The organism is Roseimaritima sediminicola (assembly GCF_009618275.1).
GTDB classification, from domain to species: Bacteria; Planctomycetota; Planctomycetia; order Pirellulales; family Pirellulaceae; genus Roseimaritima; species Roseimaritima sediminicola.
Map to the genome: position 1 here is coordinate 42,543 of NZ_WIAD01000025.1, position 20,496 is coordinate 63,038.

Genomic DNA, 20,496 nt, shown 5'->3' on the forward strand with positions numbered 1-20,496 from the left:
GAGCCGCCCCCGCAAAACAGGTGGGCTCCGCTCGGGGACCGTCCAGTAAGACGCGTCCCCGCAAATAATGCAACGATTTGGTCCATCCGTTTTGGCCCGTCCCGAAGGACGGACTACGGAAGGTCTACACTAATCTCATCTAACAGCTCCGACAACGCGCTGTCGGTGGCCGCTTCCTGGCGATCGGTTTCGCCGCCGGACCGCAGTCCGGCGACCAACTGATCCACGGCCGATTCGACGCGGTTGTCGACCGCCACGAATCCGGCTTGCCAGTTGGACGAGCCGTCGGCAGCAGCGTTTTCGCTCTGAACCCGCTCGCCCTGGGCCCGTTCGCCCTGAACTCGCTCGGTTCGCTGTGGTCCGGAGACCACCCGGTTGGACTGGGGCAGATTCACCGGATCGATCGCCGCGTAGGACACGGTCGTACCCGCCACCGCTTCGCCCTGAGCGGCTTCGCCTTGCGGCGAAGCGTTGCGCTGCCGGCTCTGCCGGTTCAGTGCGTTCAAGACGATCGCGGCATCCTTGGGCAGGACTTGGCCATCACCGTCGACGTCCACATAGGGTGGCGGCGGCGTGTTCAACTCGCTGACCGAGATCGAACCGGTGCGGTTCAGTTGATTGATCACCAACAGCAGGTCGTTGGGGGCGAGGAATCCGTCCGCCGAAACGTCCGTATTGACCAGCGTCCCGTTATCCAACTGCTCCATCGTATTCGGGCTCGGATTCTGGTAGCTCGATCGACCGAGGTTGATCGTCACCGAGATCGGATCGCTGGCACCGGTGGCGTCCAGCAAGCGATAGGTGAACACGTCCGTATCCCCGATTTCCCCGTCCGTGTTCTGGTACACGAACGTGCCGTCGGCTCGCAGATCCACAGTCCCTCGGCTGGGCCCGGAGACCAATTCCAGATTGAAGTCGTCGCCATCGGGATCGAAGTCGTTGGCCAACACACCTTGTTGCGGATCCAGGACGCTCAGGCGAGCACCGAGGGCGACATTGTAGAAGTCGGCGACGCCGGTCGGCGCGTCTTGCACCGGCGCGATGTTCAGGGTGAACGTGTCGGTCACTTCGCGTGCCGGATTGTTCACATCGTCGGTCGCACCGATCGTGACCGTCGCCGACCCATTGGCATCTTGACGCAGCTTGATCGTCATCTGGTCGCCGTCGAATTCGATCGATTCGATCAGCGGCGAGTTGGCGAAACTGGCCGGCGAAACCACTCGGTAGGTCAACTGGGTGCGATCGGGATCTTCGAACACCGTCGACAGATCCGCCACCACGTCGGTGTCTTCCTGGCCGGACAAGGGGTTCAAGGTACCGATCAACCGCGGTGGGTTGGGCACGTTGTTGACCGTCACCGGAATCGTGACCTGGGTCGACGGGGCAGTGCCGGCCGGCAAGTTGTCGGCCGTCACGGTCAACGTTGCGGTACCGAATCCATAGGGCGGATAGGTCAAACGCAGTTGGCTGCCGCTGACCTCGGCGGTCACCACGTCCGCATCGCTGGTGGTGACCACAAAGCTGAGCGGATCGCCTTCGGGATCGCTGAACCAGGTGTTCAAGTCGTAGGTGACCACCACCGGCGTCGCTCCGGCTTCGTTGCGAGTGATCGAGTCCTCGCCGACCTGGCCGTTGATCCCGATAAACTGAGCCGGATCGTTGGCTCCACCGACATTGATCACGACCGTTGCACTGCCGATCGCACCGTCGCTGTCGGAAACGCGATAGGTGAACTGGTCCGCACCGGAGAAGTTCGCTGCGGGCATGTACAGCAGGTGTGCCGGTTCGCTTCCGCTGGCGGCAACATACCGGACGCTGCCACCGCGGGCGGTCATCATCGGGAAATCGGTTAACACCAGGTTCAGCGTCTGGTCCTCGTCGGCGGGTCCCGCGCTGTCGTTGTCCAGGATGCCGTTGGTGCCATCGATCGGAATCTTCAGACCATCGGGATCGTCCTCGGTGGCCGCATAAACATCGTCGACGGCCGTCGGCGGATCGTTCACGGCATTCAGGGTGATCGTCGCCGTGGCCGGAGCATTGCCCAGCTCGGGCACTTCGCCGGCCCCGGTGGGCACGTCCTCGACGGTGTAAACAAACGTGTCGGGCGTGCTGCCGTTGTAGTCTGCCGGTGGCGTGTAACGGACCGACGTCCCGTCGTCCAAGATCTGCAGGCTGCCACCCTGGGCCGACGCGAACGGCACGAATGTTCCGTTGTTGTCATAGCCCACGGTCTTGATGATCAGCGCCTGATCCGATTCGTTGGCCGGGCCCGGCGAGAACACGCCGTCGGTCAGTTCGGCGGCAGTGAAGACGCGGACCTCGTCTTCATTCAGCGTAAAGTTCGGTCCCGCACCGACCAACTGCGGCGGGTCGTTGACCGATTGGACGTTCAAAACCACGTTCACCCGATTGGGGCTGACCAACTGTTCGCCTTCGCGCCCCATCCCCCGCACGTCGGTCACGCGAGCGGTAAAGCTCAATTGACCGGCGAAGTCCGGGTCAGGCGTGAAACTGAACGTCCCGTCGGAATTCAGCACCAGGTCGCCACCGTTACCGGCGGCGTTCTCCAGGCGTCGCGGTCCGACGTCCTCGCGGTACACGGCGATCGGATCGCCATCGGGATCGACGATGCCCGCCAGGATGCCGTTGTTGTTGTCCGGCGGCGTCGAACCGTCGGCATCAAAAGCATCCAGACGCGTGTCTTCCAGGGCGTCGTAGGTCAACTGGTATCCGACCGGCACCGCGGGCGGTTGTCCGGGCAACACACGCACCAGGTAGTCTTCGACTTCGCCACTGAGGGCCAACCCGGTGGGAGCCAAATCACCCTCGGCACTCAACCGGAATCGGGCGTAGGTCGTCAGCGGTCCCAGCGGCGCGGCCGTGGTGGTGGGAACCGCGATGCTGAAGGTTCGCGTCAAACCCTGACCGTCGTCGACGAACAGGGGACTGACCAGGTTGCCGTCGGCATCGAACGTATCGATCCCGCGACCGATGATCTTCTCGCCCGGATCCAACCAGTCGCCGTCGCCGTTGAAGTCGACCCAGGCGTCCAGGATGCCGGTACCGGTCACCGTGACGGTGATCGGCGTCCGGAAGCCGGGGCTGTTGTTGAACACCGCCACCGGGTCTTGGACCCCCGGGAAGGCGACGCCGTCGGGGAAGCTGACGCCGTCTTCGTCGTCGACGATCACCTGCAGGGAATCGCTGCCCGCGACCAATTCCGCCGGCCGCAACGGGCTCTCCTCGAAGGCTCGCAGCAAGGCCTCGCCCATGGTTTCGCCGGGCTGGACCGCCACGGCAAAATTGTCTTCCTCGAAGATTCCGTCGGTGTCGAATTCAAACGTGGCCCGCGCCGTTCCCGTGTCCAGGGTCAGCGTATCGCCGTCGACCCCGGCGGTCACGGCCACGGTAACCGAACCGCTCTGCTGCGTCACGACGAACGAGCTGCCGGTGCTGCCCACCACATCGATCGACGTGTCGTCGCCATCGGCTAGAGTGGTGGGCTGGCCATCGACGTCCCCGTCGACGCGGCTGCCCAAGACCGGCCCCAGGCCGATCACGTGCCGGGCTCCATCGACGTCGAACAGGGTCGGGTAACGACCTCGCACGCCGCTGACCGGATCCGGTGCGTCGCCAAAGTCCAGACTGATCTCGTTCATCAGGATCGTGAACTGCGTGGTGTTGTCCGCGCGGTTCGGTTTGAGATCGCGTCCGGCTTCGTCGGCGATCGACTGCAGGAAGTAATTCTGGACTTCCGGTCCGATCGACTGGGCGTTTTCCACGAACAGGGTGTCGCCGCCGCGGTCGACCGCTCGCACGTCGGTGAACGGCGGATCGCCAGGCCGGACGTTGTCGTTGATGCGGTTGATCGCATCGATCAACGCTTCCTTGATCTGTACCGAACTGAACGACCGGTTCACCAGAATCGGCGTGGCCCGGCCCGGCACACCGCTGAGCAGCAGCGTGGGGGCGTTGAAGACGTTGACGTTCGTCCCGGGCACGTCGTTCAGCAGGACCTGATCGCCGTTGGCCACCGGATCCAACCGCAGTTGACCGCGGTTGTTGCGAATCGCCGCGGCCAGGGCCGAAGCGACCACGTCGGCCGAGGAACCGGCTTGGAACGTGACGGGGACCGCGCCGGGTTGGGTCAGCCCGCCGCCGCTGACCGCCAGATCGAATTCGAAGGTCCGTGATTCGGAGCCCTGCGAGATCGTGATGTAGTCGCCATCGTTGACCGTCCCGCGACGCGTCGAGAAACCGCTGTTGAGCGTCTGCACCTGAGCGTCGTCGATCTGACCGAGCAACACCACCTGCGGACGAGCCGGGTCGGTCGCCGCATTGATGCCCAGCGACGTGCCGTTGATCGCGGCGACCGTCGCAGCGACCACCACATCGACCGAGTCGTTGACGTTGTACGTGATCGGCACCGCGTTCGGGTCGTTCGCGACACCGCTCTCGGTGAATTCGAAGGTGACCGTCTGCGATCCATCGGCGTTGGCCAGCGCGAACTGCGAGCCCGGCGTGATCGACGGACCGCCCAGCTGCGGCAAAATTAATTCCAGCGAACCGAAGATCTGCAGGTTGCTGAAGTCGGCGACGCCGGGTTCACCGGTCACCACCAACCCCGACGATCCCGTGGCGGTCAATCCCAGGCCGGGATCGCCACCGATGGCAACGACGCCGTTGCCGATGGCTTCGACCACACTGGGCGTGACTCCGGCAATGTTTTCGGCACGAATCGCCGCGGCGATCCGCTGGGCCAGTTGATCGGCCGTGGTGTTGCGGGTGTAGTCGACCGCGACCGAACCTGGGGCCACGCCATCGTTGTTCGCCGTATCGGTACGATTCAGTTCGAAGACGACGTCGTCGCCGCCATCGGTGGGCGTAAAGGTCAACGTCGTGCCATCGGTCAACGTCTGGGACAATCCCACCACTCGCAACTGGCCCGCTCCGGCCGTGGCCGAAGCACCGGCCGGCAAGCCCAGCAACAGACGGTCGCCAACCAACACCGGCGAAGCGTTCAGATTCGTTCCGGCGATCGCTTGCTGGATCGCCTGAGAGACGGTTACCGCCTGGGTGGCACCGGCCACCGAGACAGCCACGTTGCCCGCTTGCACGCCACCGGTCGAGTTGAACTCGAAGGTCACCGTGCGGGTACCATCGTTGATGGTAAAGGTTTCCCCGTCCTGGATTCCGCCGGGGCCGGCCCCGGCCGCTGGCGGCTGCAGGGCCAACGTCTTGCCGGTCTGCAGCAAGCCGCTGTCGAAGGCATCGACCGAAGCGCCGCTCTCGGCACCGATCAAGACTTCCGACCCTTGCACCGTCACGTCGACGTTCAAGCCGGTCTGCGAGCTGATCGCGGTGGCGACCGCCGCGGCCAAATCGGCCGGCGAGTCGCTCAGGTTGTAAGGCACCCGCACGCTGCCAGGCAGAATGTTGTTTTCGGTTGCCAAGTCAAATTCGAACGTCACCGGGGCGTTGGTACCGTCGTCGATGACAAAGCGATCGGAATCGCTGATCCCGCCCGCGCCGGTCCCGGCCGGAGGTACGATCAAGGTCAGGATCTCGGGCAGTTCCACTTCATAGCCGGCTTCGAATTCCAGCGAGATCACGCCACCGTTGTTGTCGGTGATCGTCAACTGGTCGCCATCGTTGATGGTCGCTGCCGAAGGCGCGATCACCACAAAGCGATCTTCGTTGTTCAACTGGATGCGGTAGGAGCGATCGTTTCGCCAGATGCCGGCCAGCGGCGTCAAACGAATCTGATTCTTGGTCGCATCGTAGGCAAAGCGGTAATCGATGCCTTCGGTCAGCAAGCGACCGTTTTCGAACACGGTCACCGCCGCGCCTTCTTTGCGCAGTCCCGGGATGTCCGGACCGACCACCGTGTCGTCGTCGATGCCGCTGCCGGGGAACGGATCCGAAGCGTCACCGGCATCGGTCAACTGGATGCGGAACTGGCTGTAGGAGCCGTCGCTCAACTGCAGGAAGCTGACCGCCGGATCGGTATCGACGCCTTCGGCATCGTTGTCCTTGGGTACATCCAGCGTGGCCACCGGACCGACAAAGTCGGCCAGGTCCAGAGCACCGCGGTCTTTGAACACGTTGGCCCCCAGTCCGGGCGGCGTCTGGGTGTCCGGATCGTCGGCCCGCAGTTGCCCGGAATTGTCGCGATTGGGCGCCAGGATCGGCGACACGGCAATCCCCAGCGACTGCTTCAGCGTCGCAAAAGCCGAGCGTTCGGCCAGCGAGTCGATCGCGCTGTCGATGACCAGGGATCCGCCGATCGGCAGGAAATCGCCGCCCAGCGGATTGACCAACGAATCCGCTCCGACGTTCAACACGACGTTGAAGTCGTCGCTGGGATTGTTCGTGTTGGTCGGTCCGGCTTCGATGCCGATGTCCCGAGTGAAGAACCGCGGGATCGTCCGGAACAACAAGTTCTCGCTCTCGGTGGCCTGGAAGATCGACCCCCCGACAACGACCTCGCCCTTTTTGGGATGACGGTCGGTGCCGCGATTGGGACCAAACCCGTTGAACCGCGTCTCTTCGTTGACCACCGCACCGTTGGTGTTGATGATCACGTTGTTCAGCAGCGTCGGGCTGGCTCCCTGGGTCGCCAGCACGCCGGTCTCGGGAATCAACTGGTCGTTGTTGCGGCCCGGTACCGGATCCAGCCGGATTGAACCGTTGGGATCGATATGGGCGGCGCGTTTGACGATCACATAGCGTTCGGTCTCGCCCTCGCCACTGCTGGTAACCGACAGCCGGCCGGTATCGACGTCATCAAAGCCGTAGCCGTTGCGCGAGTCGCTGCCGATGTTTTCCGGCGCGGTCGCATTGGAACCGGCGTGATGCGGACGCAAGGTAAAGTTCTCGAGGAATTGGTCGTCGGCCGCGATCCCACCGAGCACCTGGGCGGTGACGCGGTCGATCGGCCCGCTGCGACCATCGGGAAGATCGGTTTCCTCGTGGTTGGGTAGCCGGGGATTATTGACAAAACCATTGATCGCACCGGCGATCGCCAAAGCCATGTCGGCGGGCGTGTAGTCGGCGTCGAAGTTGATCGGAATCGTTCCCGCGGAACTGCCGCCGGTGCCCGACACGAATTCGAACACCACCGCGTTGGCCCCGGCGGCAACCGGTGCCTGTTTGCCCGCCGGCAGATCAGGAACCTGGTAAATCGTAAACTGGTCGCCATCGGAATAGGCGCTGCCGGCCTGGGCATCGATCACGAACTGGCGTGGGGCCAGCACTTCGATCGACAGGTCATAGTCGCCGGTGCCGCTGCCGGGCAAGCGTTGCCCCAGCGAGAGGCTGTCGTACTGGTCATTGCCCGAGGCGCTGATCGCGACGTAGTAGCTGTCCTTGCCCGTGGCGGTGTAGTCGATATAGGGGTCGACGCCGACGGTCTCGCCCGGAGCCGCCGCGTTGTTGCTGACCGTCAACGGGTTGTTCTGGGCGTCGTAGAACGTGACCACCTGGCCGCTGCTGTTGAACAGCCGCAGCACGGTATCCACGCTGCCGTCGGTGTCGACATTGACTCGCAGCCGATCGCCGACGTTCAGTTCGACCTTGAAGAAGTCGACGTCCTGATCGGCGTCCAGCAACTGGTTGTCGCCGATGGTACCGCTGGTGGTATACAGATCCGGCGTGTGGGAAACGCCCATCTGCGTTTCCACGGCCGTGGCGATCGTATCGTTGGGTTCATCGGTGGCCGAACCGGCCGCGGTCGAAAGCGTGCCGTCACGGCCCACGATGGTGTTGTTGACCAACCGCGCAAACGGCTGGACGCCTTCATGGATCGGCGCCTGGTAGGTGGCGACCGGGATGCCCGCGGTCATATAGACGTTGGTCGCACCGTACAGGTACAGGGCCGGTTCCTGATACGTGGTGAACCTGTTGAAGAAGTTGAAATCGTTACGGATCCGATCGATCGGGCTGCTGGTCACCACATTGTTGGCGATCACCGGATCGACCAACTGGACCATGTCGTTCTGGACCAAGGGGCTGGCCAGAATCGCTTCGCGGATCGACAACAGCAGTTCGTGCTTGTTGTAACCGTAATTACGACGGTTCTTCTGGGTTCCGGCCTCGGGGCGGTAGTAGATCGGGATGTGACCATCGCGAACACCATCGCCGCCACCGCCCGGTCCCGACTGGATGTCTTCAAATTCAAAGACCACCCGCGTCCGCCCGGCGTCGATCGTCAACAGCGCGCCATCGACGACACAGTCACCGATGTGATGCACCACGCAGGTGCCTGCCGGAACCGCGACCGAATCGGGATCCAAGATACTGGAATCGGGATCGATCACCCAGGGACGCAATTCGCCCTGGATGTTGACGCCGGCCAACTGCGCATCGTCGATGATGTTGTTGACGATGTACGGTCCGGGTGCCAAACCACCGATCACGCTGTCGTTCAGCGTCGGCAAATTGCGCACCGCGCCCATCCCCGTGTTGCCCAAGCGGGCGGTCTGGATGTAGTCGTTCACAAAGGTCTGCGAACCGAACAACGGGTTGTCATAGCGAGCATCGGTAAAGTCGATCTTGCGGCGCGCCGGTTCCGACCAGATGCCGTACACATGCGAATGGCTGATCGTACTGGAATCGATGATGATCTGGGTTTGCGTGCGGGCCACGTTACGGTCACCAAAGCTGTTCTGCACCCGCGCATCGAAGGTCACTCGTCCGGTCGCCGGATCGGCTGCCCGGTTGACGTCTGCCGGAGCGGTGGTCGAGAACGATTCCGCGCCGAGGAATAAGGCCGAATCGATCGCGTCCGATTCGCCGTCACCGACCACGAACTTGATCGAGTAACGTCGTCCGGGTTGCAGCATCATCGAGCCGGAATCGGTGTTCTCGGTGCTGAAGGTGAGCACCTGTGAGTAGCCGTCCAGGCCGAACTCATTCAACTGCTTACCGCCCCGCGATGGGCTGTTGTCGTTGTACAGCGAGGATCCCGGAGCGATGCTGGTGCTGTTGACCGGATCGGACGAAGGCGTCAGCGCCAGGTTGACGGTGCCGCCGAAATCGAGGTCGGTGATCAACACGGCCACCTGGTCCTCCGGAGCGGTCGCGTCGCCCACGTACTCTTCCGAAGCGAACACCGCTTGCAGGTAGACATGCGAGGGCGAGCTGCCGGCCAGCTGGAAATCGAAGGCGAACGAGGACGAGTCGACCGAGGCGATGCCGGTGGCCGCATCCAGATCGGCGTCGCCGCTGCCGCTGGCCGTCCCCGAGGTGGTTTCCGACAGGTTCGGCCCGGCCGCATCGGCAGCCCGACCGGTCGACAGGATCACGCCGCGATCCAGATTGATGCTGTAAGCTCCGTCGACGAACTGTCCCAAACCAGCGCCGCCACTGGCCGTCTCGCCACCCAGACGGGCGATCCCGCCACCGCTGACCGCATCGGCCAGCTGCACCGGGTCGTTCTGAGCCGTGACGACCAGCGGAGTCGGCTGGACCGCGTTGAAATCGGCTTCGACCGGTCCAAACAGATCGATCCGGTTGTCCCGCGAGGGACCATTGTCGATGCCGCCACTGGTGGAGGCTTCGATATTTAGAACCGCCTGGACAGTCGACCCGTTGATGGCATTGCGAATGGCCTGGGCGACTTCGTAGTCGGTGTCGGAGGCAGTGAACGGCACCGGCAGACTGCCCAGCGACACGCCGCCAGTGCTGTTGAACTCAAACCGCACCGTGGTCGCACCGTCGCTCAGCTCAAAGAAGTCGCCGTCGCGCAGGTCGCGGCCGGCCGGGGCGATCAACGTCACCGATTCGGGAGCCAAGCGAGCATTGGTGTCGAACGTCTCGGTCAAGACCTGCTGAGGCGTCGCGTTCTGGCTGGTCGAGTAGCTCGCACCCTGACGGATTTCCAGCTGGTACTCGCCCTGCAGGATCGAGCTGCTCGATCCGGTAAAGCTGAATCCGTCCTGACCGGGCGAGGCGTTGGAGATCCGCTCGCCGCGTTCCGCAAAGCCGATCACAAAATCGTCCAAGGTCAGCGGGGGCGAAGCCGGACTGGCCACCCGGTTGGACTGGGCGACAAACTGCAGCCGGATGTTGTCTTGGCCAACCACCGGATCCAGCGAAATCCGAGCCTGCCGGAAGGAGCCGAAATAATTCTGCTGGAACGCGAAGGGCAGGGCGAACGTGCCGCTGTCGGTTACCGCCTGAACCTCTAACGAGGTGAACGCCGTCTCGGCGAGGTAATAGTTGAAGTACAGATACGGTTGGTCCTGGGCGGTGTAGTTGCCAAGATTAAAGGCGTTGGTTTCGAAGGTCGACGGCGCGGTCGTCGCCGGCACGAACTGCAGCGCCTGGTTGGCCCCAAAATTGGGACGGAAACTGTGGCCCTCGACCGAGACGTTCACCGTGTACAGCGTCTGGTCGGTGACGCCTTCGCCGGTGAACGCGCCATCGGAAAAGCTCAGGTCATCCAGCCCCAACGCAAAGGTGTAGGTACCGGCCGTCAGGTCCAGTTCCAGGAAGGGGTCGCGACTGCTGTCGCTGCCGCCGGCACCGAAGGAGGCCGGCGAACTGTCGTCGGTGCCCACGATCGTGCCGGCGGAATCCACCACCACCAATCGCAGGTCCGCCGGCAGGAACGGCGACTCATCGTCCTCCTGAGTGAACCCGTTGGAGACCTCGTCGACGTCGATGATGACCTTGCCATCGGCCGGGACGGTAAAGGAATAGGCGTCGATCGTTCCGTCACCCGTGCCTCGGACTTTGATCCACGGATACAACAAGGATGTATTTCGACTGGTGTCACCCACATCGCCGTCGTAACTCAGGTTCCAATCATAGAACTCCAGGTTTTGGGCGCGACTTAGCTGCGGGTCATTGCGTTCAAACTCATTGACAATCGTCGGGCCCGGGTTGGTCAGCCCGGTATTGGTATTGTCGAAGTACTGTGGGTCGCCATGTCCACCATTGGCACTGCGTTGGTTGCCGATCTGCCAATCGGCCGGCAGGCCGGTCCGCGGGATCAGAACCGGTACCGCCGGCGGTTCGGCCGTGTGGGCTCCGGTGGTATCGATCTGGTCGTCGGCAATTCGGGCGACACTCGGCAGCGGGTCTCGCCGCACCGTCGGGTTGTTCAGCAGTTCGGACGGAGCCCGGGAGTCGCTGACCACCGCCACGTAATACACGCCGGTTGCCGGGACGGAGACCGGACCGATGAACGGGTCGCCGGAGCCCAGCGAACCGCGCTCGAACAACTCGGCCGGATCCGGCCCCAGCGGACTGGTCTGGTCTTCGCCGATATTCCCATCTTCGCTCCACAGCACCAGCCGAGCTCGCTCGCGATTGAAATTCTGGTCGACCTCGCCGTCCGGGTCCCAGAACACGGCCAGACTGGTGTCGGGCCGCGCCAAACCATCGGCATAGTCCACATCGAACACGGTCGAGAAGTGTTGCAGGGGATTGAATTCGCCCGGCAGGTCCTCGTAGTCGATATCGAACTTATAGAAGTCCACGTCGCCAGAACTGAACAGATTGCCGCCGACGGTCAGCGACACGTCGTCGGTCTCCAGCAGGTTGCCCAAGTACTGGGGACGGTTGCCGGTGCGGTCCTGGTCGAACACCAGCGAATCGTTGCTGGACCGGAAATCATCGACCTCTTCGTTCTCCTGAGCATCGCCCAACAGCGGCGAATTCTGCATCACGCCCCGCATGTGCACGCCGTGGTTGGCGTAACGGATGTCGGCGAAACGCACCACCGATCCGCCAAACTCCTGGTCCTCGCGCAGCCGCAACTGGACCGTGTAGGCCCCGTGCGTGGTGCCGCCGCCGACGTCATCGGGCTGCACGCTGGCGCTACGGATGCGGAAGGAGTAGGCCGAGCGGCTGCCGGTCACGCCGGGCAAGGCCACGCGGAAACCCGCATCGCGGGGATTGGTCGTGCCGTAGTCTTTGTACTGGCCTTCGACGCCCAACCGATGAAACGCCTCGTCGCCACGAGCCAGCGGCCCGACGCGCCCTTCGACCAGCGGCGAACGGATCACGATGCCCGAGGGATCAGTGACTTCACCGGTGCTGTTGTTCGAACGGGCAAGCAGATTGCCATCGCTGTCGAGCAGCTCGATGACCGTATCGAGCGAATGGGTGGTTTTGTCGATGTCGAACCACACCACCGTGCCGGCTTCGCCCGTAAAGTTGTAAACGTCCACGTCGCTGGGGCTGGCCAGGTAGCCATCGACGGTGAAGCCCAGCCGCAGGTATTCGTCGGTGGAATAGAAGTTCGGGGCCAAGTCACCGAGCACCTGGGCGGTGCCGACCGTGCCGTTGGTGCCGCGAGCTTCGACGACGCTGCTTTCCAGCTCCAGAACCGTTTCGACGTTGCGGTCGTTGCTGTACTCGTCCAGCAGGATGCCCCGCCAGTCGTTGGGTTCCGGGCGGCTGTCCAGGTCGTCGTTGTTGGTATCGGTTTGCCGCGAGCCGTCGGGTTTGACGCCCGCCCCTACAGTATCGTCCTTCAAACTGGTCAGAACGACGGGGAATCCGGGTTGGCCGATGATGTGCAACGTACCGCCGATCCGGTCACGGATGTCCGTGGGGGTCCCCTTGGCGGTCAGCCCCGTGCCGGGTTCGGCCGCGTAGGGAGTAGCGCCACCGGAGAACTTGACCACCAAACTCTCGTCCGGTCGGCTTTCCAGCCGCAGTCCACCGGCCGAGTGCATGTTGTCGACGACGATCGGATCGTAGACCACGTGCACGATGTCGGTATCGTCCCAAATGCTTTCCACGGTCAACGTCGCACCGCGGATCTCCATCCCGTTGATGTCGTTGTTGTCATAGCGGTTGCGGCGAACCAGCGGTCCGCTGTTGTCGTCCAGCGTCGACAGCCGTTCGATTCCGCCGGTCTGACGACCGATATCGGGCCTCAAGTCCGCGACCATGCTATTGGCATCGATATCGATGACGCTGCCGCCGTTATTGATAAATTGGTTGTTAACAACCGTCGGCTGGCTGCCGCGAACGAAGATCGTCGCCGGCGTATTGGCCAAGCGTCCGAACCGTCCCGTCGGCCCTTGTCCGCCCTGACCGTTGGCGTTGTCGCTGAACACCGTGTCGGTGATGCGCCCGGTACCCTGCTGCAGTTCGATGGGGTTGAAGGCTTTGAAGGAACCTTCGATTCGCGTCAGTCCACCACCGTAGGCCACCACGCCGTTGTCCAGGCTCAGATGCGCCGTCGGGCCCACATAGATGCCGCCCCAGTCGCCGGGTTTGGCGTCGCCGGCCGGGTTGCCGTTGTTGTTGGTATCGAAGGTGCCACCGATGCCGTAGCGGTCGTCGCTGATACTGGTGAACACGACCTCCTGGCCGGGCAAACCTTCGGCCAGCACCTGAGTTCCGACGCCCAGTTCCAAGCGTGAGCCGATCAATTTGGTAACCAGGCCCGGATCGAAGACCAGGCTGGCGTCCAATCGCCCCCGCGTTCCATTGCGAGTCAGATCCAACACGCCTTCGGTCGTCTGACCGTCGTCGAAGAAGGTGCTGCTCGAGGCGTCGATTTCCCGCACCAGGCGGAACTCACCAGGATGCGGTCCGCCCAGCGAGGCCCGATAGACGCGCCGCGTTTGATAACCCTCCGCCGCCGGCGGCAGATTGCTCAGCAGGATCGCGTTGTCACCGTTGGCCACCGTAAACGTGCTGCTGGCGTCCGACGGCAAACTCTCGAAACCGTTGGCGTCGACAAACGTGATGCGATAGGCGTAATCGCCGGGCGTCAGGGTTCCGCCATCGCGTGAGGCGGCGTTGATCAGGTCCACCGCCGGCTGGATACCATCGGTGATCGCTCCGCCGGGCGTACCGGCCAGCTTCAGGTTTTCGGCCAACACGTGCACGACGTCGGTATCGTCAAAGCGACCGGCCAACGTCAACTCACGCGGCTCGGATCCCAACAGCGTGTCGACCCGCACGAACAGGGCGTTGAAGCTGTTCTGGATCAATTCGTTGAAGTGAATGTCCGGCCCGACGCGATCGTAGTCGCTGGTGAACGCTCCGGCCTGCTGGTAGCGAGGCGCCTGATAACTGGTTTCTTCGAAACTGTTCGGCGCGGCGCTCATCGCCGCCCCGGCGCTGCGCGAGATGCGGTTGAAGGTGATCGTCGGCCGCGTATCGATGATCTGGATCGGATTAACGATCTGCTGGAACCCGCCCACTTTGACGTTGCCGCCGCCACCGAACCGGATGTCGGCGTGGTTGACGTACTGCAGGAAGATGCCTTCGTCCTCCAGGTTCAACCGGCCCTGAGCATCGTCGAAGTCGCTGCGGAAGACCAAGCCGCCCCAGTCGCCGGGCGCCGCCGGCGGCGAATTCGCAGGCAGCGCCTGGCCGGCGCTTCTGTCGCGCGTACTGGTGAAGATCACGCTGCCGTCTTCGCTGGTCACGTTACCGTTAACGTCCAGCAACCGCGGCGTGCCCAGCACCTGCAGGGCCCCATCGCTGCGATCGACCAACAGGTCCGAACTGCCCACGCTGATCCGCGAGTTGCGGAACCGGAAGACGGCTCCCGCATCGATCATCGTGGTCACGCCCTGCGGCACTTCCATCGCTGCGCCGTCTTCGAGAATCTGTCCGGCCGTTTCGGCGAACCCGAACTCATAGGCAAAGTTATCGGCTTCGGTGGCCAGCGTTTGGTCGCTGCCGCCGTTGCCAACGATCCGCACGATGTCCCCCGGTTCGGCGGCGTCGAACGCATTGGCGACGTCGCTAGAGCTGATATTGTTGAAGGGCCGGGCGGTGGTGCCGTCGGCGTTGGGACCGGCCAGTTTGTCGACGAAGATCGTCTTGCCGTGCACCTCGGCACCGACGAAGCCCGGCGAGAGGTCGATCTCGCGCTCGTTGCTCAGCGTCAGGATGCCGTTGCTGCTCGCGGCGCTCACGCCGGTCGAGCCGGTGTTGGTGTTGATCGCTTGGCGTAACTTGATGGCCAGCACCGCGGCCGAATCATCGGTGCGATAGATCACCGAAGTGAACCGTGGGTCGCCGGTGCTGCCCTGAGGCACGAACTGATACACCCGCTCGACGCCCTGACCGCCTTCGATGCGGATCGTCGACAACGGTGTGATGCCGTCGCCACCGGCACTGAACTCTACCTGTCGCTGCAGCGGACGCGACTGGAACCAGTAGTTGTAGGCGCCACCGGGAACCCCGTCGCCGTCGCCGTCGAGGGCCACCCCGGGCACGCCAGCGCGACCGCTGTCCAGATCACGGATGACGTCCACTTCGTCGACCTGGGCTTCGAACACGAACTGCAGGTCGTACTTGCCCTGGCTGCGTCCGCCGAAACCGCTGCCGGGAATCGTGGGGTCGTACAGGTCGTTGCCACTGGCCGCCACGCCGACGTAATACACGCCGTTTCCAAGCGTCGCGCGAATTCGTGAATCTTCGCTGAAGTAGTCGTCGTTGCGCGACAGCTCGATCAGGTCGCCACCGCTGAGCATCAGCGGATTGAAGTCCAAACTCAAACCGCCCACATCCATGCCAGCATCGCCTTTGACAATGCGGCCGGTCACCAACGAGGACGCAAAGGGGTCGTTGTTGATCGCATCCAGGATGCTGCCCACAGTGACCACCGGCAAACCGGTACTGAGGCTCTGGCGAGGAATCTCGACACGGAACGAGTTTTCCGAAGTCGGCACGACCTCTACGGCGGTGCTGCCGCCGATGCGGTCGACCTGGGCAAACTCGATCTGCGTCCGGTTCCCCAGCAGCGCCGGGCGGACCGCTTCGAACTCGACCGACAGATCCGTGCCGACTTCGAAATCGGTCGTCACGGTCGCTTGCTGCTGCTGGTACAACGTCAACGTGGTGTCCAACAGACTGCTGTCGGACAACCGTTCGGCAAAGGTTTCGGCGGTCAGCAAACCGACCTTATCGCCATCGCCGAGGTCCACTTCAAAGCGGTACAGATCGATATCGATGCTGTCCGGATTGTACAGGTACTTGGCATGCAGGATGTCGTGATCGCCCGGGAAGATCGGCTCCAGCGGCCGAGCGGCCATCAGCTCCGTATCGGTTCCGGGGAACGGCCCGGCCGGCAACAACAAGTCGCGATCCAGATTCGTCAGGTTCTGGTCGATCGTGCCGGTCAGGAACTCAATCGTTCGCGTGGAGAGCGTGGACATGGGCAACTCGCCCGCCTGCTCCAGCCCCAACACATCGCCGATCCCCAACAGTGCGGTACGGAAGAAACGCTCGCCGTACTGGTTGCTAAACGGAATCTGCGAATTCAACACCACCGCGCTGGTGGCAAACGTCGGATCGATCCGGATGCCCAAACCGAACCCGGGCGTGACCAACACATTGCCGCCGCGCAGATTGCTCAGATCGCCAACGGCAAACGTGATCCCTTGATCGGCGGTTTCGGTGAACTGCACCCCGATCTCCGCCGCGTACAACGCCAACGCTTCGCGGACCCGTTCCTTCTGGCCGGGCGTGATGCTGTTGGTCGCGTCGGCCCCCGTGTTGGTCGTTCCGTAAACCGTCTGGAAGTTATAGGGAATCGTGGTGATGCCCGCGGTTATGTCCGGGGTCAGAAAGTGCGAGATGTGCTGCCGCAGGCCCGAACCGGCGGAATCATCCAACTGGCGGTGGCCGGGGTCGTCGTTGCCACCGAGCAGCTCCAACAGGTAGGGCTGCGGATCGATCTGCTCCGAAACGATCAAACTGGTCAGCGTCGCGGTGCTCTCGCCGAACGTGCCCACATCGAAGGCGGTCTCGAAGGTGTCGCCGACGGCCACCACCTCGAGGGCCGGCAGAAACTCGATCCCCTCGCCGACCGCCGCACCGGGATCGCCGCTGATCCGCACCTCCAACAGCGCGTTGGCTTCGGGCGAAGCCAACATCGCGTCGCGCACATCGGAGACTTCGGCACCACTGGCCAAACTGATGACGACCTCGCGATCGTTTTCGACCCGCACCGTCGTCGTCGCCGTGCCGGTTCGCTCGAACCGCACCGACGCGCCGCTGCCGGCCTCGCCGGCCACGCGCGAGACGAACGTGACGCTGGCCGCGCCACGGGTCAACAGATCGCTGGTGACCGAAGCCACCACGGCCACATTCGTAGGCTGGATAATTAATTCGGCCCGATCGTCGACCGCCGTGCCCACGCGCAGGCGGAACGTACCGCCACTGATCGATGCCGGGCCGGCCGTCACGTTGGCCGCGCCGGCCAGGTTGCTGATGTCGTCCTGGAAGGTCAGCGTCGCGGTGTGGCTGGCCGCGTCGTAGCGGACATTGGTGGGCAGGTACAGGTCGTCGTCGGTGGTGCGAACCGTGTCCCGGGTATATAGCAACTGGTAGAAGCGAGGATTTTCCACCGAGCGCAAGGTCGGATTACCGGACGCATCGTTTTCGGCAAACAACTCGTCTTCGTTAAAGTACACGACGACCTGATCACGACGCTGCTCCAGCGAACCATCGGCCAAGCGGACCACCGGCTGCGGCACGACGGCTTCGACCAAAGCCCCCAATCGCAGCTCGAAATCCACCTGCTCTTTCCGCGCGCCGGCTTCGCTGGGCACCAGCAGGTCGCCGGGGCTGCCGTCGGCCGCCGTATTGCGCAGGCCCACGATTCCACGGCCCGGATCATCGAAACCAAAGACTTCGATGCGGTAACGATCGTCCGGCAAGGCGTTGGGAAAGCGTACCAGGACCTCGTTGGACGCTTCGCTATTGACCACGACCGAACCATCGGGCAGCGACACGACCTGGTCGTCGGCCGTGCCGAGCGCGCCGTCCTCGCCGGCTCGCGTGATCCGGATCGCGTCGGTCGTTGCGGAACTGATCGATTGATCTTCGTCAAAGCGGAAGGTCAACAAGCGAGGCGACACCTCGCGGACCGTACCATCGATGATCAACGCCCCCTCGTTGGGCTGGATACCGATCAACTGGGGACCGGCCAACAGCTGACGCTGCTCCAGTTTCTCCAGCAGATTGCGGCGCCGCGCATCACGCGTGGCCCTCTGGGGACGGGTGCCCGTCTTGAGTGCGGAATTGCGAAGCGATTCGAGCAGCGAGCGTTGCCGTTTACGGGAGGCCATAAACCAACCTTACGAAGCGTGTTGCAGCTGGCCGTTCGAGGAACAACCAGCGGGGATTAGTTCAGTCGTTGTTTGCCGGTGGCGCGAAGGAGGTCCGCCAATAAAAGCAGTTGCGAGTATAGTTGGGGCCGCAGAGCCCGCAAATTTCCGGTCCGAAATGACGCATTCAAACGTCGTGGCGGACCCGAACATGTGCGGCTGTAGTGATCAAACGGTCTACGACGCCCCCCCCGCACCCGGCGGGCCACCGTCGGCCCCGCAGGCCCCCTCTCAATCGGGACAGACTTTCGCGTCGAGCCTTGGACGCCAGGAAAAATGGAAAGTTCCCCAGAAAAACTTCCCAATCGTTACGGTTCCTCCGAGCGCATCGACCCATTTTCGCCCTTCTCCCGCTTGCCTCGGGCGGTAGAATACAGCTTCGACACCACGCAGTTCGCTTTCGGGGAACGTCCGCGATGAACGACCACCGCTTTCAAGGCTGCCAGCAACTGGAACAGGCTGAAGGTTACCTGCAGCTGATTACGTCCGTGGCTTCCAAACTGGGCCTGCGACCCGCCCTGAGGCGACAGTTGGCGTTGAAATCTCTGCGAATGGCTCGCGATGCCCCGGTCCCCGAAGTCCTGGCATGGCGCCGATTGCTGGTGATGGGGCAATGCCTGCGGTTGCTGCGGCGCTATGGCGCGGCCGCCGGTTGTCTCTGGAAAGCCGCCCGCGACCAACCGCATCGGCCCGGGATCTGGCTGGCTCTCGGTTGGTGCCTCCGCCGAACCGGACGCCTCGACCACGCCGTCACCGTGGTGACCCGCGGCCTGTACTTCACGCCCGATAACGCGGCGCTGCACTTCAACCTGGCCTGCTACTTGGCGGCCATGGGCCAGGGCGACGACGCGATCACCGAACTGGTCTGGGCCCTGGACCTGGAACCGGAACTTCGCTGCCGGATCGACGCCGAAGCCGACTTCGATCCCATCCGCTTCGACCCCGCCTTCCAAGCTCTCAGCCATCTGGCCGTGTGACGCCGCTGCACGTAGCCGAAGTCGCCAGACTTTGGATCGCAGCTGAAGTCGCCAGACTTTGGACCGTAGCTGACGAGCTACTTGGTTTCTGTCTCGGCTGGGACAGCCGAGCTACTTTGGACAGCCGAGCTGGTTTGTTTACCGGCCGGCGGAAATTAAAAACGTTGGGTTTAGGGCTTCGAACCGGGTGCGATCCAGCTGGTACTGTCCGCGAGCGATGTTGATCATCCGCACCTCCGGCACCAGATCGGCCGCGTCCAGTTCCTGCTGAACCGCCAGCAGATTGTCCGGACTGGACACGTTGATCACGATCCGCCCCTGCGGCGGCAACCGCTTGATCGCCTGACGCACCAAACCGGGCACGGCACGGCCGCTGCCGCCCACGAAGATCGCGTCGGGATCCGGCAAGTCGTCGAAGGCTTCGGGCGCCTGAGCGTGAACCGGAACCAGCGAGGGGACATCGAAGGTGCGCGCGTTCTCGACCATCAGGCCGTAATCCTCCGCGTCCATCTCGATCGCGTACACCTTGCCGCGACGGGCGATCGAGGCCGCCTCGATCGCCAGGGAACCGCTGCCCGCGCCCACGTCCCAGACCGTGCTGTCGGCCTGCAGCGACATCTCGGCCAGGGCGATGCAGCGAACCTCGACGGGAGTCAACAAACCACGTTTGGGCCGCGACTGCAGAAACCGGTCATCGGCGTTTCCGAACAGACGCTGCTTGCCGTGACCGGCCGGCCGGTCGGCCGATCCGCGCCGCCGGACCAAGACCATCACGTTCAGCGGCGCAAACGTCTGCCCCTTGATGTCCTGCAGGTCGCCCTGGGTGACGGTTTCGGCCGGAGAACCCAGGTTTTCGCAGACGTACACGGTGAAGTAATCGATCCGGCGGTCCAGCAACGCTTCGGCGACCACCGACGGGGTCAGCTGCTCGGTGGTGAACAATCCCACGCGTTCGGCCGTGCGCACCGTGTCCACGACCCGGTCCAGCGGCTGGGTGGCCAGGTTCGTCAGGTAGGCGTCATCCCAACTCTCCTTCACTCGGGCAAACGCCAACTGCATGCTGCTGACGTGCGGCAGCACCTCAAAGCGATCCTTGCCCAGGGTGTCGGTCAAGTAGCGAGCGATGCCATAGAACAGCGGGTCGCCGACCGCCAGCAGCGCCGCCCGCCGCGAGCCCACCTGCTCGAGCGACTCGCGAAGCTGCTGCAGGTCGGTGCCGATTTCCAGCCGCTGCTCCGGGCCGATACTGATGCGTTTCAGCAGGTTCGCGGGCCCCAACAAAACATCGGCCTGTTCGATCTGTTGGCGGGCGTGCCCGGTCAGGCCGTCCTGGCCATCGTCGCCGACGCCGATGATCTGGATGCGAGGTGCGGAGTTCAAAGCGGTTTTCCTTTCAAACCGAGTGTCAGGGACAAGCCAGG

Annotated in this window: 3 protein-coding genes; 1 reads left to right on the top strand and 2 read right to left on the bottom strand. The window is 63.4% G+C overall.

Features of this window, described 5'->3' with window-relative positions; all coding sequences use genetic code 11:
• Positions 1-113 precede the first annotated feature (113 nt).
• Complete coding sequence (locus GE027_RS13200; protein WP_153557672.1) at positions 114-18,059, bottom strand: tandem-95 repeat protein; 17,946 nt, start codon at positions 18,057-18,059, stop codon at positions 114-116.
• A gap of 455 nt (positions 18,060-18,514) precedes the next feature.
• Between GE027_RS13200 and GE027_RS13205 the strand changes: the two genes are divergently transcribed.
• On the top strand, positions 18,515-19,075 hold the full coding sequence (locus tag GE027_RS13205) for a TPR end-of-group domain-containing protein (protein WP_153557673.1): 561 nt from the start codon (positions 18,515-18,517) through the stop codon (positions 19,073-19,075).
• Positions 19,076-19,213: 138 nt separating this feature from the next.
• Here the strand turns inward: GE027_RS13205 and cbiE are convergent, their stop codons facing one another.
• Complete coding sequence (gene cbiE, locus GE027_RS13210) at positions 19,214-20,455, bottom strand: precorrin-6y C5,15-methyltransferase (decarboxylating) subunit CbiE (protein WP_153557674.1); 1,242 nt, start codon at positions 20,453-20,455, stop codon at positions 19,214-19,216.
• Positions 20,456-20,496: the final 41 nt, after the last annotated feature.